This window comes from Flavobacterium jumunjinense, assembly GCF_021650975.2.
GTDB classification, from domain to species: domain Bacteria; phylum Bacteroidota; class Bacteroidia; order Flavobacteriales; family Flavobacteriaceae; genus Flavobacterium; species Flavobacterium jumunjinense.
This window is the reverse complement of record NZ_CP091285.1, coordinates 46708-64155: the sequence shown is the minus strand read 5'-3', so window position 1 is coordinate 64155 and position 17448 is coordinate 46708. Positions and strand designations below refer to the sequence as shown.

The 17448-nt window shown below is 30.8% G+C and carries 18 protein-coding genes; all 18 read left to right on the top strand.

Annotated elements, in window-relative coordinates; all coding sequences use genetic code 11:
• Positions 1 to 55 precede the first annotated feature (55 nt).
• The 18 genes from L2Z92_RS00250 to L2Z92_RS00165 all read left to right on the top strand — a co-directional run bounded on the left by L2Z92_RS00250 (position 56) and on the right by L2Z92_RS00165 (position 17383).
• Positions 56 to 517, top strand: coding sequence for a DUF1569 domain-containing protein (locus L2Z92_RS00250; protein ID WP_236456855.1), 462 nt, complete (start codon positions 56 to 58; stop codon positions 515 to 517).
• 251 nt (positions 518 to 768) lie between these two features.
• Positions 769 to 1305 (top strand): DUF1877 family protein, encoded by a 537-nt coding sequence (locus tag L2Z92_RS00245; protein ID WP_236456854.1) that lies wholly within the window; start codon positions 769 to 771, stop codon positions 1303 to 1305.
• A gap of 201 nt (positions 1306 to 1506) precedes the next feature.
• Positions 1507 to 2034, top strand: coding sequence for a DUF4833 domain-containing protein (locus tag L2Z92_RS00240; RefSeq protein ID WP_236456853.1), 528 nt, complete (start codon positions 1507 to 1509; stop codon positions 2032 to 2034).
• Between the two features lie 171 nt (positions 2035 to 2205).
• Positions 2206 to 2862 (top strand): hypothetical protein, encoded by a 657-nt coding sequence (locus tag L2Z92_RS00235; RefSeq protein ID WP_236456852.1) that lies wholly within the window; start codon positions 2206 to 2208, stop codon positions 2860 to 2862.
• A gap of 299 nt (positions 2863 to 3161) precedes the next feature.
• A complete protein-coding gene (locus tag L2Z92_RS00230; protein ID WP_236456851.1) occupies positions 3162 to 3461 on the top strand; it encodes an immunity 53 family protein in 300 nt (99 codons plus the stop codon).
• 158 nt (positions 3462 to 3619) lie between these two features.
• Complete coding sequence (locus tag L2Z92_RS00225; protein ID WP_236456850.1) at positions 3620 to 4423, top strand: hypothetical protein; 804 nt, start codon at positions 3620 to 3622, stop codon at positions 4421 to 4423.
• A gap of 42 nt (positions 4424 to 4465) precedes the next feature.
• Positions 4466 to 4957 (top strand): hypothetical protein, encoded by a 492-nt coding sequence (locus L2Z92_RS00220; protein ID WP_236456849.1) that lies wholly within the window; start codon positions 4466 to 4468, stop codon positions 4955 to 4957.
• Between the two features lie 2 nt (positions 4958 to 4959).
• On the top strand, positions 4960 to 5415 hold the full coding sequence (locus L2Z92_RS00215) for a DUF2750 domain-containing protein (RefSeq protein WP_236456848.1): 456 nt from the start codon (positions 4960 to 4962) through the stop codon (positions 5413 to 5415).
• A gap of 153 nt (positions 5416 to 5568) precedes the next feature.
• Positions 5569 to 5958 carry a hypothetical protein gene (locus tag L2Z92_RS00210; RefSeq protein ID WP_236456847.1) on the top strand — a complete coding sequence of 130 codons (390 nt, stop codon included), beginning with the start codon at positions 5569 to 5571 and terminating at the stop codon, positions 5956 to 5958.
• 63 nt (positions 5959 to 6021) lie between these two features.
• Entirely contained in the window at positions 6022 to 7608 is a 1587-nt protein-coding gene (locus tag L2Z92_RS00205; RefSeq protein WP_236456846.1) for a hypothetical protein, read from the top strand.
• Between the two features lie 185 nt (positions 7609 to 7793).
• On the top strand, positions 7794 to 8249 hold the full coding sequence (locus L2Z92_RS00200; protein WP_236456845.1) for a hypothetical protein: 456 nt from the start codon (positions 7794 to 7796) through the stop codon (positions 8247 to 8249).
• A gap of 157 nt (positions 8250 to 8406) precedes the next feature.
• Positions 8407 to 8964 (top strand): hypothetical protein, encoded by a 558-nt coding sequence (locus L2Z92_RS00195; RefSeq protein WP_236456844.1) that lies wholly within the window; start codon positions 8407 to 8409, stop codon positions 8962 to 8964.
• Between the two features lie 273 nt (positions 8965 to 9237).
• On the top strand, positions 9238 to 9960 hold the full coding sequence (locus tag L2Z92_RS00190) for a hypothetical protein (RefSeq protein ID WP_236456843.1): 723 nt from the start codon (positions 9238 to 9240) through the stop codon (positions 9958 to 9960).
• Between the two features lie 135 nt (positions 9961 to 10095).
• Positions 10096 to 10524, top strand: a complete 429-nt coding sequence (locus tag L2Z92_RS00185; RefSeq protein WP_236456842.1) for a hypothetical protein — start codon at positions 10096 to 10098, stop codon at positions 10522 to 10524.
• Between the two features lie 578 nt (positions 10525 to 11102).
• The gene (locus L2Z92_RS00180) at positions 11103 to 11474 is read left to right on the top strand and encodes a hypothetical protein (RefSeq protein WP_236456841.1); all 372 of its coding nucleotides are present in this window, start codon (positions 11103 to 11105) and stop codon (positions 11472 to 11474) included.
• Positions 11475 to 11561: 87 nt separating this feature from the next.
• A complete protein-coding gene (locus tag L2Z92_RS00175; protein ID WP_236456840.1) occupies positions 11562 to 12875 on the top strand; it encodes a TolC family protein in 1314 nt (437 codons plus the stop codon).
• Positions 12876 to 13034: 159 nt separating this feature from the next.
• Positions 13035 to 14114 (top strand): efflux RND transporter periplasmic adaptor subunit, encoded by a 1080-nt coding sequence (locus L2Z92_RS00170; RefSeq protein WP_236456839.1) that lies wholly within the window; start codon positions 13035 to 13037, stop codon positions 14112 to 14114.
• 74 nt (positions 14115 to 14188) lie between these two features.
• Positions 14189 to 17383 (top strand): efflux RND transporter permease subunit, encoded by a 3195-nt coding sequence (locus L2Z92_RS00165; protein ID WP_236456838.1) that lies wholly within the window; start codon positions 14189 to 14191, stop codon positions 17381 to 17383.
• Positions 17384 to 17448 lie beyond the last annotated feature (65 nt).

Genomic DNA, 17448 nt, shown 5'->3' with positions numbered 1-17448 from the left:
CGCTATAAACACACAAGCAATTATTGCAAAAATAGAAAAGAAATAGCATAAAAAAATGAAGACATTAAACAAACAATTAGAAGAACTAGAAACAAAAATAGTAAAACATAACGAGGTTAATGAAGAAGTGTCAAAATCTACCGTTGGTTGGCAAATTGAACATATTCTATTAACGATTAATCTGATAATTCAAGAAATAGAAAAATCCAATCCAATAGCCTATAAATCAAGTTTCAAGTTGTCGAAAATAATTGTTTTTACCTTTAAAAAAATACCTCGCGGAAAAGCAAGAGCACCAAAAGCAGTAACTCCAAAAGAGTATAATGCACAAACACTAAAAGAGCATCTACAAAATACCATATCAAAAATTAAAAGTTTAGAAACTATAGATGCAAACAAATACTTCGATCATCCCTATTTTGGAAACATAAAAGTAAACAAAGCCATAAAATTTTTAGAAATTCACACCAATCATCATTTGAAAATAATAAACGATATTGTAAAACCCAATACATAAACAATACCGATACACTTTAACTAAAAAGACTATTTGTTTTTATAAAAAGTGCAGAAATTAATTTTTAAAGAGGTGAGAAAAACAAAATCTTAAATTAGTATAATTTAGTGTAATTTGTACTTTGTCGGTTGGTTTTTTGTAAAATGTATCGAAAACTATATATAAATAATATTGAAAACCCTTATTACCAGCTTACACTTAAAAACTTGTACAAACACAAAGTTAATTGCTATTTTAAAAAACTGAAAATAATGAGTCAATTTACAACAATCTTTAATATTTCTAAAGAATTTTTTGAGGAGTTAAAAAAAAATGAAAACCGAAAAGAAATTAAACTTTATAATAGAGCAAAAAGTAGTTATACTTTTCAAAATTCATTTATGGCAATTGAATATGTGTTAAAGAAAAATAAATCTGATGAAACTAAAGAAGTGCTTAATAAAATATTTAATCCAAAAGAATTTTTAGGCGATTTTGATTTTGAAAATGCAGATTTTGAAGAAATGATGGATTTTATGGAAAGTGGAAATTATTTTCCATATTTGAATATTGAAGAGGTATCTGAAATCAACAAAATTTTATCTAAAATTAGCGAATTAGAAATAAAAGAAAAATATAATGCAACTGAACTAAATGAAAACGATATTTATCCAAATGAATGGACAAATGTAAATAACGAAGGAGAATCAAATAATCTAAATCATTTGATAGGAGATTTTTTAGAGTTGAAAAAAATAATAATGCAGTCAAATAAAGAAAAAAATTATTTACTAATTTGTTCAGGTTAAAGAGAAAATCAAAGTATAGCATCGTTACGTTTTTATTTTATATTGAAATAGCGAGGAAAACAGGGCGTTTTATTACAGTAAATTCAAGTGATAAATGGTATTACACCATCACATTTAACATATTCTAAAAAATGTGTTATCTTAGAAAAAAGTTTGTATAACCTGAAAAACAAAGCAAGCTTCAAAAAAACAGCAATCATAATGAAAATTATCTTTACCTTTTTTTATACTTTTTTAATACTCTACTCTGGTTTTGCACAAAGCAACTATCCCGAACCCGAAAAAACAGCAACCCGATTGTTTTACATCCAACATAGTAACAATCACAATACCTATGTATACGATGCCAATATAAAAGGAGGTGTAATAGATTCCAACCAGCCTATTAACGAATACCAAATAGCTTATGCCGACAATGGTATGAAAAAACCATTAACTAACACACAAAAAAAACTAGCCTACGGAATGGTTCTACAAGAATCGCAACACAATCTTTTTAAATTCCGATTGGCAGCTTCGGGTAAAATAGACTTCTATCTTAAATACACTGCAAACACAGGAGCAAGAATCTATGTCACAGTAAACAGACACAAAATGTATTTAGACAAAATGTTTGTACAATTGAAAGAAGGCTATTTCGGAATTAACACCAATGCTGAATACGTGCTTTTTTATGGGAAAGACTTTCATACTGGAAAAGCTATAATAGAGAAAGTGTACATTGATTAATTCTCTTGGAACATGATTTCTCGCGATCCCTAAACCGCACACCGTCACTTCGAGTGTTTTTTATAAAATGCGAACAGCAATTTTATAAAAAATGTATCGAGTAGCTATTTAACACCTATTGTTCGTTTGCAAGTAAAAGTTTAGATTTGTTACAGCTAATTTAAAATCACAATGGGATTAGATATCACACATTATAAAGCAATTTTAGAAAAGGCACAAGAGCATCACTTATTCTATATTGGTGAAGGTATTTATGCTCAAACAGGTGCAGAAATCAAAGAAAAATTTGACACCTTTAATGTAGATTTTGATCATTTCAGTAACTACATACAAGAGGTTGATGTTCCAACTGAAGTTGAAAGTATTATAATAGTTAAAGGAAGAGAACATTTTAAAAAAGTAAAAGAACATTTTCAGTCACAAGATAGAGTATTATTAATTCGAGAAAACGAAGAGCAACTCGAAAGAGAATTAAAAGATTTTGAGAAAAAGAAAGGATATCAAAATTTAAAGAAGTGTTTTGATGATTGTCATAGTGATTGGTTTATTCTTAAATACTATACTACAGAAAAAAAAGAAGGATTCTATTTCAAAAGAGTGGGAGAGCATCAAAAGGGTATGAATGACAAATTTTGGAATAAATTCTGCAATGAAAACACCAGTAATTTTGCGCTTAAAGAAGACTTTAATTATGCTTTTTCATGTGTAGATTATGATTATTTGGATTCCGACATGAAAGAAGAGGTTGCCTTAATGAAGCAAGAATTTAAAAAATCATTTATAGATAATTTTGAACTTGGAGCAAGCTTTATGTCCGTTTCTTATTAAAAACACAATTATTTGTATCTTATTAGGTGTTTACAAGTAAAAGTTTAGATTTGTGAGAGCGAATTAAATGAAAACGGTAAAATAGAAGCATGTAAAATAAAAGGAAAACTTGAATTTTACTATGCTACTGATTTTATTAAAAAGAACTGAATTTGATGCACTTTTCAATACAAGTAACGTAGATTTTGTATAAAATAGCAAATAAAAACAAAACTAGTTTAGAAATAAGCTAGTTTTGCTTTTTTTATGAAGTAGAATAACCTTAATAATCAAAAATCAAATTTAATAACACAATACAAATGGAAATTTTAGACTGGATACAGCAGTGGTTCAAATCAAGTTGCGATGGAGAATGGGAACAAGGTCAAGGCATCCAAATAATCACTTTGGATAATCCAGGTTGGGAAATTGAAATTGATATTTCAAAAACTTCAGTAGCTTTTCTAGACTTAAAATGGATACTCAATGAAAAATCAAAACAAGATTGGTATGGTATAAAAATTGAGAATCAAAAATTTTATGCAGTAGGTGATGCAACTAAACTGACTTTTTTACTAGGTTTATTCAAAGAAATGATAGAGAAAATCGAGAATGAGTAACCAGCACACCGTCACTTCGAGTGTTTTTTATAAAATGCGAATAGTAATTTTATAAAAAATGTATCGAGAAGCTCTAAATGCCTATTGCCAGTTTACAAGTAAAGCTCTAGATTTGTGAGAATAAAGTAGTATAAAAACACTTCGATAATTGCCCAATAATGATGAATTATTCTGAACCAAAAAATCTAATTTATAGCAGACTATTTTTGATTACTGTTGTTTTATTATTATTGAATGACTTATACTTAAAATATTATTTTCATAATTATATAACAGGAAAACTATCTGACTTTGTCGGACTTTTTGCTTTTCCTTTTTTTGTAAGTCTTTTTTTTAAAAACAAAAACAAACTGATTTACATAATGACGGGTATTTTGTTTGTGTTTTGGAAAAGCACTTACTCTCAATTTATTATTGACTCTTTTAACGAATTTGGAATTGGAATTAATAGAGTAGTAGATTATTCAGATGTAATTGCTTTAGTAATTTTACCTTTTTCCTATCACTACAGAAAACAAAGAATAACTGGAATTGAAAAATTGAGTTTTATCCCACAATCAATTATTATAGGAGTTTGCTGTTTTGCTTTTATTGCAACATCACTACCCAGTAAATCAGGAGAAATAAATTTAAAATCAGATTATGAAGCTCAAGTTGAAATGCCAAAAGATACTGTATTAAAAAAAATGTTTAGGTATTATCAAAATAGTAATGATCCATATTATGAAGTTGTAATTGAACTACCCGAAAATAAGTCTAGAATATTTCTTTCTACAAGAATTTCGGAACTTGAAAACAACAAAACAAAAATTGAACTAGACAGTATATTGTATTTTGAAACTGAATCTTCTGGTTTGTTTTTTGGTATTAAAAAGAAAAATGTGGATTACGTAAAAAAACTAAAAGTAGAAGATTTTAAACAATTATTTGTTGAACAAGAAATAAGTAAATTGAAGAAATGATTGTTATAATCCACCAAATAAATAAGTAAATAATTTATGAGTATGTTATTTTTTGTTTTAATGATTTTGATCTTAATAGGTTCAATACTATATGAACATTTTAAATTCAAGAAAATAAAAAAGGATTTTGAAAATGTTACTTTGTTTAATAGATTAGAAGATCTTGGTTTCAAATTATCAGGTTCAAAAAATAAAAATTTAGACAAATGGTTTTCTAAAACAGTAGACCACTTTATATATCACTGTAGTTTTCAGATAATAAATAATAAGATAACATTTGAAGTGATTTTAGAATTTAAAAATAGATTGCAAAATGAAAGTTATGGTTTCTTATATAATTTAAAATTTGCTAAGAAATATAAGAAAGAAAAATTGTATCTAAGTACATTTACGATGAGTAAGTTGTATAAAATTAAAGTAGTTAACGATTTACCTGAAGTGGAACAAGTAATGAAAGATTTTGAAAGAATGACTCAAGTTATGCAATTAGAAAAAATAAAATCAGTTCCTAAAACCTTTTATAATTATAAATAATAATGCTACAACACTCAATTTTAATAGAGAAAAGACACGAAAGATTCATAAAAAACGTTTGTAAGTCAGGGATTGTTTACGCACTTCGAGATAAGGAAGGATTCGCAACTTCAACTTCAGTTAATTTTGTAAACGATGAAGAGGAAGCAGTAGGGATTATTTGTTTTTGGGCAGAAAAGGCTTTAGCAATATCCTGTATTAAAGAGGAATGGTCAAAATACAAAATCACCGAAATTCAACTTGTAGAGTTTATAGAAAACTGGTGTATTGGAATGGATCATGACGGACTAATAATTGGAACTGAATTTGATCAAAACATGTTCGGATTTGAAGCAGAGCCCTTAGCTCTAATTCTGCAATTAGTAACAGAGTTAAAAGCAAATAAAAAAGAGTTGAATTTTAAAAATTTTAAAAACAGTACTGACTTAGAAAAGCAAGTGAAAGCAATCTTAGAATAAAGATCTCTCGTCATTAAATTAGCTAAATCACTCTTTTAAAAAAAATAAATAAAACAAACACAACTAACCAGCAAACCGTCACTTCGATTTGCAAGAAGGAAATAAAAAAGTAATCACTGTTATCAGGGATATAAATAAGTTAACAAGAATTAAATGAAACTCACAAACATCTTCATATATACAATTGGATTCATAACGCTGATTGCCTGCGAAACAAATGAACGGAAAAACAATTTAATTGGAATTTGGGAATCATATGAAACCCAACATACCAAAGTGGTATTAATTTTTTATAAAGATTCAGTAATAACAGAGTATTTAGGTGGAGGAATGCACACAAATTCAAGATGGAGCATAGATGATAAAAAGATTTACCTTAAAAATGTGCGATTGAAGGACACAATACTGAAGGACGAACTCAACTATGAATATCAGCTGAATAAAACTAAGGACTCTTTATTTGTAAAAGTTGAAAATGGAAATCAAGATGATTATAGTAAAATGAGAAGAGTCGAAAAAAATCCGTTTGACGAATTAAATTGAGAGATGAAAGCTCTAGCCAAACCTTTAGTGTCAAACCTATATTAATCCTACCCAAAAAAAAGTATGTTAAGAAATAGCAGTTTATTACTTATTATCCTAAATTTTACAATTTTTTCTTGTAACCATGCTACAAGTCCAAAAGAAACAAGCAGTATAAATAAAAATAGTGAATTCACTCTTCAACAGGATACGATTCAGGTAAACATAAGAGGGGAAATGACACACGCTCTTAAATTTCAAGATAAGTATTACGTTCTTTTTAAACAACGAGTTTTAAAATACGGAGGTCATGGAAAACGATGGTTATGTATTTTGTCAAATGGACAAGTACATAAAGTAATTGATTGTCCAAAAGAAATAAATGCAACTTATCTAGATTTTTATGTAAAAAATGACAGTATTATTTTAAAGCCCTATATGGATAATAAGAGCTATCATTTTGATTCAAAAAAATATTCTTGGAATGAAGTTAATGAAACAGATGATTTAATATTTGAAGACGAATATTTTTATGTTTACTCTTTAGATTTTGGAGAATGGGGTGGTAAAACATGGTTTAAAGATAAGAAAACACAAAATGAATATGTACTCGAAAGAACCACACCATTAATAAATAAAATGGGTACAACTTACTATCTGTCTAATGCATATGAAGTTTTAAAAATTGAAAATCCTATAGCGTTAAGTAAATGTGATATTGATGTTAGGTATGAAAATATTGAAAATTCTAAAAAAAAGTACACTTGGTATAGCGAACCCGTTGGCTTTGAAATCATTTATAAAGATAAAGATGTTAATCATTTTGATTATTCATACAAACCTTATATTGTAAGTTCATTTGTTGTTAATAATGAATTGTTGCATATCTATGAATCTGATTCTTCTGCATATGTTGCAAGAATAAAAAATAACAAAATAGAACCAATTGAAAAAATTATTCCAAACGTGAGTTTTTATAATATGCATTTTTCATATCGATGTAGAAACTTAAATAGCAAGAATGAATTATTGAAATTTGAAACAGACAAATACAATATTTTTGGTTTGATGGAAATAGTTGACACTAAAATCTTGACTACCTATTTTGTAAACGAAGCAGAATTGAAACCTAAAGCTATGGGTGCGGAAAAGGCTAACGAAATATTTAAGAATCGTTTAAAAATATTTTTATCGGACTTTGAGAATTTAACCTTAAGTTCAATTGATGACAAAGAACAAACTTGGAAGACTTTTGATATAACTCCCGCTCATTTGATTGGAATAGATGATAAATGGAATCCAAATAATTTTACAATTGATCAAAACAGGTCTTATTTAATTAGAGAAGACTCGATAATTTCCAATGAAATAATGTACTATGGCTCAAAAGAATCAGATTTAATTAGGGTTGTTTCATTAAATTGGGAAGAAACAAATTCTTCTGCACTTGAAGTGGATAAAATAGCAGCAGAAACTTTTGAAAGTAAATATGAAATATTAGAAGCAATTATAAGTCAAGAATTAGGGCTACCAACAATAAAAAATAAAAAAAAGTATCCAACCATAACGTGGAAAACATCAAATGGGTTAATAGTAGAATTAAGCAAAGCCGTAAATAAAAAGACAAATTATTATTATTTAGGATTAGTGATTTATAGGGATAAATTGTAATAATGATTAATAGTAAATAATTGTAGCTATAGAATTACATCAAAAAAATATAAATTAGAACAATTGAAATTACTTGTTTGTATCGATAACCTTTTGTAAAAAACAGCTATTAAATACCTATTGCCTGTTTACATGCAAAAGTTTAGATTTGTGATTATTAGTAAACAAAATGTGTAAGCCATTATATGAAAATTTTTAAGTTTATCCCTGAATTAGATTGTTTTATTGTCCACCCAGAATATAAAAGGATTGCAAACTTACTTGGTTTAAACGAATGGAACGAAGTAGTTTGGATTGGGCGTTTTTTTACTTTAGACAATGATTATGGCGAACATTGGTTTGATAACTGGGAAGAAAGAGATAAACTAGAACAACAGGCAAAAGCAGTAGGAATAGAGTATGATGATTTGTTAATTATCGATCCAGAAAGATTAAAAAATAATGTAGACGGACCTTGTCATTCAGCATTAGAGAGGAAATTTTTTTGGACAGATGTTTTAAAATCTTTGGATTTAAGTTTAGAAACCATTATTGCTGAAGCGATAAAATTAAACAATACGAATAAGGAAATAGACGAACCGTACATAGAGGAACTAGATGAAATAATAAAAAAGCTCAAAACTGATGAGTCCGTAATTTAACAATAGGTATTTATCATTTCCGCTACTTCTAGTATTTTTTATAAAAAGCGAACAGCAATTTTATAAAAAATGTATCGAGAAGCTATTTAACACCTATTGCCTGTTTATATGCAAAAGTTTAGATTTGTGATAGGATAATAAATTTAAAGAAAAAGAAGTGTCATCACAAGTATCTAATAAAGTCATTTTAAATGGAAGAGAATTTGAACTTATTAAATCTACTAATGAAGATTTGATAAAGCCAGAAGATTTTGGGATTATTCCTTTATATATAAGTTCTCGTTGTATGAGAGGTTATGTTGCAATTTATGAAGTTAATACTAATTCAAGACTTATTTTAAAAGATTTGTATGTAAATACAAGTATGAATGATCCTATTAAGTTCATAAATGGAATTCCACCAGCTATATCTTCAAAAACAGATATTGAATCAAAAACTACTTATAAAGAATACAAGAAATTGAATTTAGAAGTTCCTTATTCAGGATATATCTTGATTGGTGATGGCTTTTTAAACGATTTAAATACAAAATTTAGGAACTCAGCTATTTATAAAGAAGTTTTGGAATTAGAAATTAGTAATGGGAAGATAAAAAAAATAAAGAATCTTAGTTGTAAAATGGCTGAATACAGATTGCTGTTCGAACAAGGTGATTTCGAACAAGAATATGTAACTATAAAAATTGATAGTGAAATTGAAAAATGGTTTTTATAAATTAGTTTTTGTTCTTTTATAAAAAGACCTCATACTTATACAAAAACTTCGTAATGTTCTATAGAATCAAAGTGATAAAGTTGGATAGAAATAGACTTTTGTAACCAGCACACCGCTACTTCTAGTATTTTTTATAAAACACGAACAGCAATTTTATAAAAAATGTATCGAGAAGCTTTTAAATACCTATTGCCTGTTTACATGCAAAAGTTTAGATTTGTGTGAAGTGATTAAGATAATTACTAACATGTTAATTAATTAAAATTACTACTAATGAAAATATTACTAATCATAGCAATCGTTGCTTTTATATTTTTGTCTATTTGGATTGCCAAAAGAAATAATGTTACAGCACAATTTAAAAAAGAGCCAAAATTGATTTTAACTGAAAAAGATACTCCTATTGATTTTGGTTATAAAACGGTTTGGATAGCTGTTAAAACAAATGACAAAAAAAGAATAATAGAAATTTTAGATCTTAAAAATACACAACAAGCCAATTGGAAAAGCGGAATTGAAATAGCTTACAATGAGGGAGTTTTCATAACGCCACAAGTTGGACAATGGACTTTAGTTGTGGGTATGCGATTCATGAAAAATGGAGGAAGTTTAAAAGATGTAAACGAATTAGAAATTAAACTAAATCAATTAAGCTTAGAGTTTGGTGAAGCACAATCTTTTGGAACACATAGAGTAGTAGAGTATCATCATTGGATGAAATCGGTAAAAGGAAAAACCGTTAGGATTTATTCCTATTTAGGAGAAATCGGAGAAAATAATAAAGTATTTGGGGAACCAACAAAGGCTGAAAAAGGATTAAATTTATTCAATTCACTATCTAAAGAAGCAGCATCAGATAGTTATTGGGAACAAGAAGATTTAGTTTATGCCGACGAAGAACTCGTTATGAAAATAGCAGAAGAATGGAGTATCAATCCAACTAAGCTTTCTCAACGAAATGATGTTAATGACGAATTAGGAATCATTGGAAACTAGAAAACAACTTTAGTTAAATGCAAATAACAAATAATATACAAATATGGAAAGGATACTTCACTTATCAAGATGGATATGAAGCTATCGATCAATATATTAAACTCACTCTTCGAAGCAATTGTAAAACAATTTAACATGAATAGATATCTATTTTTTATAGTACTCTTTTTAATAGTAGCTTGCATAGATAAGAAAAAAGAACATCAAATTAAAGCTAAAATAACAGACTTAATTGACATCGGACATAGTGATTATACGTTAATTAGAGATGATTTATATTCAGATGCTAATAGAAATCTTTACCTAAAATCTTTAAATAATGAAGATGTAGAAAACACATATTATGTCTGGATAAATGATGTGTTTTGTGATAGATGTTTTGTCCGTACAGAAAATGGTATTGATAGTAGTACTGAATTAAAGGATCTTGTAGATGTAAAGACATTCCATTTTGATAGTACTGACGAGATAAGAGGTGGAACTATTTACGCTGATAAAAATTATAGTTATTTCCATAAATGGATGGCAGATGGAGGAACTATTATTCTGATGGAAAAGAGATAAATAGCTCTTCAAAGTAATTTTTATACTTTCCCCCTAACTTCAAAGCAATGTTAAATATCACTCCACTTACAAAAGAAATAAAATCTGTAAAAATCTGCTTCATCAGCGTGCCATTAAAAAGAGCGTAAGTTGAAGTGTTTTTTACGAAATGAAATGGAGTAAGAAATGTATTGAGAACTCCACGCTCTTCGAAGTCTCCTGACTTCAAAGTAATTTTTACACTTTCTTAATTTGTTTACTGCTAACTTGATTTAGTGAACTACTAATCAATTGCGGAGAACTACTAATCAAGTTTTGCTTAATAGTAATTAAGTGCAGTTTAATGTGTATTAAGTTATGTTTAATATGCATCAAGTTTTGCTTAATAGTAATTAAGTGTGGTTTAATATGCATTAAGTTATGTTTAATATGTTTTAAGTTTGGTTTAAACTCAATCAAATTATCTTTACGCTTGATTAATTTTCTAACCAACAATTTCCTCTGTAACTCGCTCCACTTACAAAAGAAATAAAATCTGTAAAAATCTGCTTCATCAGCGTGCCACTAAAAAGAGCGTCAGTTGAAGTGTTTTTTACGAAATGAAATGGAGTACGAAATGTAACTTTACACAGTTTTTTGGACAGTCTCCAATTTTTAGTTACTTACTACCCTACGGAAGCTCATTTGTAAGCGGTAGAAGCTTACTTTCATCCTACGGAAATTCAATTATAACCGAGAGTTGTTCTATTTCAATACACGGAAACTTAAATGCAATACACGGAAAATCAATTGTAACCGAGAGTTGTTCTGTTTTAATACACGGAAACTTAAAAGTAATACACGGAAACTCATTTATAAGCGAGAGTTACTCATTTGTAGCACACGGAAGAAAAAAAGAACACACGGAAGAAAAAAGAATACACGGAAATATATTTCTAACACATGCAGACCTAATCGATTTTCCTATGTAACCTTTGTTACAACCCTATGTAACACGAGTTACCAAAACCCCATATTTCCCATTGTACTTTTGTTCTTGTAAATAAGAATAAAAAACAATGAAGAAAATAAAAAGAATATACACACTTGCCATCGTACTACTCACAGTAGTAACCTACAGTCAAGAAACACTTCCCATATCCAAAGCGGAAGTCGTACAAAAAGCCACAGAAAAGAACCTGCAAATCAAAGCAGCAGAAGCCTCTTTTCAAGCTGCAAAAGCCGATTATCGTCAGTCGAATGCGATTTTTATGCCAAATGTGAATGTGTCATATACAGGAATCGTCACCACAAATCCTTTAATGGCTTTTGGTTCCAAATTAAATCAAGAAATCCTTACACAAGCCGATTTCAATCCAGCTTTGTTAAACAATCCTGATAGAATACAAAATTTTGCCACAGTAATTGAAGTCAAACAACCGTTACTAAATATCGATGGGGTATTAGGAAGACAAGCCGCTAAAGCTAAAATGGATGCGTTTCAATTGCAAACCGAAAGAACCAAAGAATATTTGGTACTAGAAACCTCAAAAGCCTATATGCAATTGCAATTGGCTTACAAAGCAGTTACGGTTTTAGAAAAAGCAAACGAAACCGCACAAAGCAACCTTAAGATGGTAAATAACTACTTTAAAAACGGCATGCTTCAAAAAACCGATTTGTTAAACGTGCAAGTACGTGTAAACGAAATTACAAACCAATTGCAATATGCTAAAAGTAACGTGCAAAATGCTTCCGATTATTTAGCGTTTCTGTTGAACGAAGATACGAATGGAAAGACCTATCAACCCACAGAGGAATTGGCAAACGAAATCACTTTGGAAGAGATTAATACGAGTTTGAATACGTCAAGAAAAGACATTCAAGCCATGGAAAAATCATCAGAAGCCTATAAAAAAATGTTCCAATCGTCTAAATATGGTTTCCTGCCAAGATTAAACGCTTTTGGGAATTACCAATTATACGATAGTAAATTTTTAGGTACGAATGCCAAAGGCTATCTAATAGGAGCACAACTATCATGGGATATTTTCGATGGCTACAAAAACATTGGGAAAACCCAAAAAGCAAAAGCCGAATACAACAAAGCCACTATTGAAACCGAACAATACAAAAAGCAAAGTCAGTTAGAAGTCAATAAAACCAACCGACAATTAAAAGACGCAGAAAATAAAGTGAATCTATCTAAACTAGCGTTCGAACAAAGTCAAGAAGCCTTCAGAATTCGTCAAAACAGATTCGAACAAGGACTAGAAAAAACCAGCGATTTACTAACGGCAGAAACCCAAGTAGCCCAAAAGGAATTAGAACACCTGCAAGCCGTTTTCGAATACAATTTCACCAAAGAATATTTGCAGTTTTTAACCCAGTAAGGAAGACGGAAGATAGAAGATGGAAGCGGGAAGAAGAAAGCAAAGAAATAAAATCCGAAAAAATCTGCTTCATCAGCGTGCCATTAAAAAACACAATACAAACATAAAGAAATCAATAGAAAACACAACCCACAACTCATAACATACAACAATTATAAAATGAAAAAGATAACAACCCTAATTATAGCAATAACACTTACCCTAACATCATGCGGAAGTGATAAAAAAGAAGCAGTAGACAACACACCAGCTATTGTGGTAAAAGTTTCTGGTAAAAGTACAAACGACACCAGTCCGTATGTGTCAGCAAGTGGAAAAATAGAATCCGAAAACAGTGCTAATTTAAGCACTAGAATGATGGGCTATGTAACCAAAGTCAATGTAAAAGTCGGACAAAACGTAAAAGAAGGCCAACAATTAGTTACTATCAACAACACCGATTTACAAGCGAAAAAAGCACAAGTGGATGCTTCTATAACACAAGCAACAGCTGCTTTTAACAACGCAAAGAAAGATTATGAGCGTTTTACAAATTTGTTTGCACAACAAAGTGCTTCTCAAAAAGAACTAGACGATATGACGTCGCGTTACGAAATGGCAAAAGCGGGTTTAGAAGCGGCCAAACAAATGCGTAACGAAGTAGTAGCACAGTTTAATTATGCTAACATTACGGCACCTTTCACTGGAACAGTAACCAATACTTTCATAAAAGAAGGAGACATGGCAAATCCAGGAATGCCTTTAGTAAGTATTGAAGGTTCAGGGAAAATGCAAGTCACTGCCATGGTTTCAGAAAGTGATATTTCATCCATCAAAAACGGAATGCCAGTAACCATCAACATCAAATCCTTAAACAAGGAAGTAACAGGAAAAGTGATAGAAGTAAGTTTATCAGCTAAAAACACAGGCGGACAATATTTGGTAAAAATAAACTTAGACAAAACAGACAAGACCATCTTATCAGGTATGTTTGTCAACGTACAATTCCCAATTGAGAAAGCACAAGCAACAGCAAATGCAACTACTGTTTTAGTACCAGAAAGTGCACTAGTAAGAAACGGTCAATTGACAGGAGTATATACAGTAGGAAGTGGAAACGTAGCCATATTACGTTGGTTAAGAATCGGAAAAACCTACGGCAACCAAGTAGAAGTCCTTTCAGGATTAGCTGCAGACGAAGCTTACATTCTTTCAGCAGATGGAAAGTTGTACAACGGAGCTAAAGTTAGTATTCAGTAATCAGTGTTCAGTTTTTAGGTTTAGTTGGCAAACAACTTTAAACTTTTAAACCTTAAACTTTTAAACTAAAAAAAATGCAAGAAGGTATATCAGGTAAAATAGCCAATTTCTTCATCAACTCAAAACTAACCATTTTATTAATGGTAGCGTTGATGATCATTGGATCGTACAGTTCGTTCTTAATTCCAAGAGAAGAAGAACCACAAATTAATGTTCCAATGGCCGACGTAATGGTAGGTTATCCAGGAGCAAGCCCTAAAGAAGTGGAAAGCAGAGTCATAAAACCACTAGAAAAAGTAATTGGCAACATAAAAGGAGTAGAGCACATTCATAGTATGGCAATGAACGGTCAAGCCATGATGGTAGTGCAATTTTATGTAGGAGAAAACAGCGAAGATTCCTATGTGAAATTATATGACGAATTGATAAAACACCAAGACATGTTTCCACAAGGCGTCTATCAGCCTATGGTAAAAACCCGTTCAATTGATGATGTTCCTATGTTAGGGTTAACGCTTTGGAGCGAAAAGTACAGCGATTTCCAATTGCGTCAAATAGCAGAAGAAGTAACATCAGAAATTGAAAAAGTAAAAGATGTTGCGATTACCAAAGAAATAGGTGGAAGAACGCGTGAGTTGAAAGTCGTTTTAGACAAAGACAAAATGGCCGAAAACAAAGTAGATGCATTGAGCATCATGCAAATGATTCAAGCCAATAATGGAAGTGCACAATCGGGAAGTTTCGTTCAAAATGACACCGAATATTTAGTAACAACAGGAAAGTTTTTAACTACTTCTGAAGATGTAGAAAATTTAGTAATTGGTATCAACCAAAACAGACCCGTTTATTTAAAACAAGTAGCCAATATTCAAGACGGACCACAAACACCAAAGAATTATGTGTCTTTCGGATATGGCAAAGCCAATGAAAAATTTGCCAATTACAAATCAGAATATCCAGCAGTAACCATTTCAGTAGCCAAAGTAAAAGGAGCGGATGCGATGAAAATTGCCGATAAAATTCTAACAAGAGTAGAAGGCTTAAAAAAGAATTTAATTCCAACCGATGTTCATGTAGAAGTATCTCGTAATTATGGAGCAACCGCTTCAGATAAAGTTGGGGAATTGTTACTACATTTAGGGGTGGCAATTTTAGCCGTTACTATTTTGGTAATGTTGGCTATGGGTTGGAGAGGTGGATTAGTCGTATTCTTCTCTGTTCCTTTAACGTTCGCTTTGACTTTATTCAGTTATTATTTATTGGGGTATACCCTAAATAGAATTACGCTTTTTGCACTAGTATTCGTAGTAGGAATTGTAGTCGATGATAGTATCATTATTGCTGAAAATATGCACCGCCATTTCAAGATGAAGCGACTCCCATTCAAACAAGCAGCTATTTATGCGATTAATGAAGTAGGAAACCCAACCATCTTAGCAACATTTACAGTTATTGCAGCTATTTTACCCATGGCTTTTGTATCTGGAATGATGGGGCCTTATATGAGTCCGATGCCAATTGGTGCTTCTATTGCTATGTTGTTGTCCTTGTTTGTAGCTTTAACAGTTACCCCTTATTTGGGTTATCATTTATTGCAAGAAAAAGACGAACAAGCACACAAAGAAGAAGAAGGTTTAGAAACATCAAGAATTTATAGAATCTACAAAAGAATCGAAGAACCATTATTGAACAATTCGAAAAAACGAAACTTAATGTTCATTGTGACCATCGTTTTATTATTAGGTTCAGTAGCAATGTTCTTTACGAAATCGGTACTAGTAAAAATGTTACCTTTTGATAATAAAAACGAATTCCAAGTAGTAGTAGATATGCCAGAAGGAACTACTCTAGAAAGAACAGCAGCAGTAACAAAAGAAATTGCGCAGTATCTTTCAACGGTTCCAGAGGTAGTGGATTACCAAAATTATATTGGAGCATCAGCACCTATCACTTTCAACGGTTTAGTGCGTCATTACGACATGCGTGGAGGTAGTAATATGGCTGATATTCAAGTAAACTTATTACACAAAGAAGACAGAGATTTACAAAGTCACGATATAGCAAAAGTAGTGCGACCTGAAATTCAAAAAATTGCTAAAAAATATGGTGCCAATGTAAAAATTGTTGAGGTGCCACCAGGTCCTCCAGTTTTATCAACATTAGTAGCTGAGGTGTACGGACCTAATTATGAAGATCAAATTAAAGTAGCCAATCAAGTAAAAACCATTTTAGAAAACACAGACGATGTAGTAGATGCCGATTGGATGGTAGAAGCTCCTCAAGTAGAATACAAACTAGAAGTGGACAGAGAAAAAGCCATGCTAAACGGAATTGCTCCCCAACAAGTAGTGGGTAATCTAACGTATTTGCTAAGAGAAATGCCTGTTTCGAATTTGTATGACGAACGTTCAAATGACCCAGTAGGAATTGTGTTGTCATTAGATGATGCTGATAAAACATCATTGCAAGACATTCAAAATTTAAAGATTAAAGGTTCGCAAGGGAATGTAGTGGCTGTAAGTGATTTGGTAAAAGTAAAAACAGATACGTTACAAAATACCATTTATCGTAAAGATCAAAAAAGAGTGGTCTATGTTTTAGCAGATATGGCAGGAGCCTTGGAAAGTCCGGTGTATGCAATTTTAGGAATGAACGAGAAGTTGCAAAAAATGGATTTACCAAAAGGCTATACAGTAAACGAATTGTATGCTGACCAGCCTTCTGATGAAAGTAATTTTACTGTAAAATGGGATGGAGAATGGCAAATTACTTTAGAAGTATTCCGTGATTTAGGAACTGCTTTCTTAGTAGTGATTATTGTAATTTATATGTTGATTGTAGGTTGGTTCCAAAATTTCAAAACCCCATTAGTAATGATGGTTGCGATTCCATTATCCTTAATTGGAATTGTATTAGGACACTGGCTTTTGAATGCGTTCTTCACTGCAACCTCTTTCATTGGAATGATAGCTTTAGCAGGAGTGATGGTCAGGAACTCCGTCTTGTTAATCGACTTTATCGAAATCCGATTAAAAGAAGGAATTGAAATAAAACAAGCGATTATTGAAGCAGGAGCAGTAAGAACAACCCCCATTTTGTTAACAACAGGAGCAGTAGTTATTGGAGCATCCATTATATTATTTGATCCTATTTTCCAAGGATTAGCCATTTCATTAGTAGCTGGAGCCATTGTTTCTACCATCTTAACCTTACTTGTAGTGCCATTAATTTACTACATCGTTGAGCGTAAGAAATGGGAGAAAGAATAATAATAAGATAAATAGACCTTTGTCAAAGTTTCAAACTTTGACAAAGGTTACATAAACCTTAAAAA